Genomic DNA, 3259 nt, shown 5'->3' on the forward strand with positions numbered 1-3259 from the left:
AATCACGGGCCAGCACCGCCGACAGGTCGGCGACCGCCTCCGCCGGACGCCCGGCCTGCCGGTGCGCCTGACCGCGCTCGGCCAGGGCCCAGGTGTAGTCCGGATTGTGGGTGACCGCCGCCGTGAGATCGGCGATCGCCTCCTCCACCAGACCGGCCTGCCGCCGGGCCTGCCCCCGGGAACCGAGCGCCCAGGGGTCGTCCGGTTCGAGCGCCAGCGCGGCACTCAGATCGGTGATCGCCTCCGCCAGGTCCCCCGCCAGCCGGTGCGCCTCGCCGCGCAGCGCCAGCGCCCAGGCGTACTCCGGGTCGATCGCGAGAACGGCCGAGAGGTCCGCGATCGCGTCGTCTAACCGGCCCGCCTGCCGGTACGCCTGCCCGCGCGCCCGCAGCGCCCACACGTCCGAGGGGTCCAGCTCCAGCGCGGAGGTCAGGTCCGCCACCGCCTGCGTCAGCCGGCCCGCCTGGCGGTGCGCCTCGCCCCGCTCGGCCAGCGCCCAGGCGTACTCCGGGTCCAGGGCGAGCGCCGCGGTGAAGTCCGCGATCGCCTCCTCCAGCCGGCCCGCCTGCCGGTGCGCCTCGCCCCGCTCGCCGACCGCCCACGCGTACTCCGGGTTGAGGGCCAGCGCGGCGGTGAAGTCCGCGATCGCCTCGTCCAACCGGCCCGCCTGCCGGTGCGCCTGGGCACGCGAGCCCAGCGCCCACGCGTGCTCCGGAGTGAGCGCGATCGCCGCCGTGAAGTCCGCGACCGCCTCCTCGGGCCGACCCGCCTGCCGGTGCGCCTCGCCCCGCTCGGCCAGCGCCCAGGCGTTCTCCGGGCCGAGCGCCAGCGCGGCGGTCAGATCGGCGATCGCGTCGTCCAGCCGCCCGGCCTGCCGCAGGGCCTGGCCCCGTGAACTCAGCGACCAGGCGTCACCGGGATCCAGCGCCAGCGCGGCGGTGAAGTCCGCGACCGCCTCGGCCAGCCGCCCGGCCGTCCGGAACGCCTCACCGCGCTGGGTGAACGCCCAGGCGTACTCCGGGTCGAGCAGGATGGCGGCGGTCAGATCGGCGACCGCCTCGTCCAACCGCCCGGCCAGCCGGTGCGCCTGGCCGCGCGAGCCCAGCGCCCAGGCGTCGTCCGGGTCGAGCGTCAGCGCCGCCGTGAAGTCGGCCATCGCCTCCTCGGTCAGCCCGGCCAACTGCCGGGCCTCGCCGCGCCGGGACAGCGCCCAGGCGTACTCCGGGTCGAGGGCCAGCGCCGCCGTGAAGTCCGCCAGCGCCTGCTCGTGGTGGCCGTGCCAGTTGAGCACGCGCCCCCGGTAGGCGAGGGCCTGCGGCAGGTCGGCGGCGATCGCGACGGCCTGGTCGAGATCGGCGAGGGCGTCGTCGTCCCGGTCCTCGACGAAGTACTGGTAGCCGCGATGGGTGAGCGCCCAGGCCCGCACCCGGACCGGCAGACCGGGACCGGCGAGCACGTCCAGGACCGCCAGCACCGGCTGCTCGCCGGCCGCCGCCGCGTGGATCCGGCGGGCCCAGCGGGTCAGTTCGGCGTCGTCGCTGTCCTGGGCGGCCTGGTTGAGCATCTCCGCCCACGGCGCCAGCGCGTCCGGCGCGTCCCCGGCGGTGCGCGCGGTGTGCTCCAGGGCGCGCGGCAGCCGGGCCAGCGGATCGGAGCACAGCAGGTGGTAGGTCTCGTTCAGCAGCTGCCGCCGCCACCTGGGGTCGGCGCCGCGCCGGGCCGCCGGCAGGTACTGCTCGACCGCCGCCCGCGCCGCGGCGTGGTGCTCGGCGAGGCGGGTGTGCGCGGCCGTCCACTCCCGCGGGGTGTGGATCCGGCGCCTGCGCACCATACTGGTGCGGACCACGGCGTGGTACTGCAGGAAGTCGCCGCGCCCGGTCACGAACGGCTGCACCGACAGCCAGTCCCAGACGGCCGGTTCGGCCTCCGGGACGGCGCAGGCGAACAGGTCGCGGTTCAGCTGCAGCGGGAGCGCGGCGGCCAGCACGGTGTCCCGGCGCTCCGGTTCGGGGATCCACTGCAGGAAGCGCACCACCGCCTGGTCGACCATGTCGGCGCCGACGTCGGCGACCTCCTCGACCGCGCCGGGATCGGCCGCCGCCAGCAGCGCGACCAGCAGCGGCAGCCGCATCGACATCCGCAGCACCGCGTCGACCACCAGCGGATCGGTGACCCCGCGCGCCGTCAGCAGGTCGCGGGCCTCCTGCTCGGTGAACACCTCCAGCGGCACGTCCACCAGCACCGGCCGCCACGGCGCCCACTCGCGCTCGGCCAGCTCGTCCCGGCCGGCCAGTACGAACACCACCTCCAGCGGCAGGGGGCCGAACGCGTCGTCGAGGATCTCCCGCAGCCACCCGTCGAGATAACGGCCCGTCAGTTCCCAGGTGTCGAGGAACAGGACGATCCACGGCCGGCGGTCCCGGTCCCGGCCGCGGTCCCGGCTGTGGTCCCGGTCCCGACTGTGATCCCGGTCGCGGTCCCGGTCGCGCTCGCAGAGCCGGGACAGCTCGGAGACGAAGGCCCGGCCGAGCGCCGCCTCCTCGACGTCGCCGCCGCGCCGGCGCTGGCGCACCCCCGCGATCAGGCGCTCGGCGCCCTGGGCCACCGCGTCCGGGTTCGCCATCGCCGCGACCACACCCGCGCCCGGCAGCACCGAGGCCGCCCCCAAGGCCGCCTGGGTCACCAGCCGGGTCGGCAGCGACGCGCCCTCCCCGCCGGGCGGCTGCTCCGGCTCGCGGTCCGCCGCGGACTGGAGCGAACGCCGGTACTGCTCCAGGGCCTTGTCGAACTCCCTCAGCGGACCGGCCTGTTCGGCGAGCTGGCGGGCGAGCGCGGTGAGCGCCGTGCCGACGCCGTGCACATCGGTCTCGTCGACCAGCGCGGTCAGCGCACCGGCCCGCCGGGCCGCCTCGCGCCACTGGGCGAGCAGCGTGGACTTGCCGACCCCGCCGACCCCGCGCACATGGAACAGGAAGTCCGCCGGATCCGGCCCGGAATCCGGGTCCGGGTCACGGGCGAGATTGTCCACGAACAGCGCCAGCTGCGCTCTGCGGCCGATGAATTGAGCACCGGTGCGCTGACGCACCGCCTCCGCACGCGACGGACGCCTCCGTGCCTGAGCCATGCCACCCCCTGCCGTCCCACCCGGCGGGTCGCGCCGACCACGAGTCCGGTGCCGCCGGTGCCGCTGTCGTGAGGACGACCGTAGTGAATCGGCCCCCGCGTTGTCCTGCTTTCGGCCATCTGTCGTGTGCAGGGC

At 76.2% G+C, this 3259-nt stretch carries 1 protein-coding gene; it reads right to left on the bottom strand.

Going from position 1 to position 3259, the window contains the following annotated elements:
* A partial coding sequence (locus VR45_RS50385) for an ATP-binding protein (protein ID WP_045944799.1) occupies window positions 1–3085 on the bottom strand: 3085 nt, incomplete at its 3' end.
* Window positions 3086–3259: the final 174 nt, after the last annotated feature.

Source organism: Streptomyces sp. NRRL S-495 (assembly GCF_000966955.1).
GTDB lineage: Bacteria > Actinomycetota > Actinomycetes > Streptomycetales > Streptomycetaceae > Kitasatospora > Kitasatospora purpeofusca.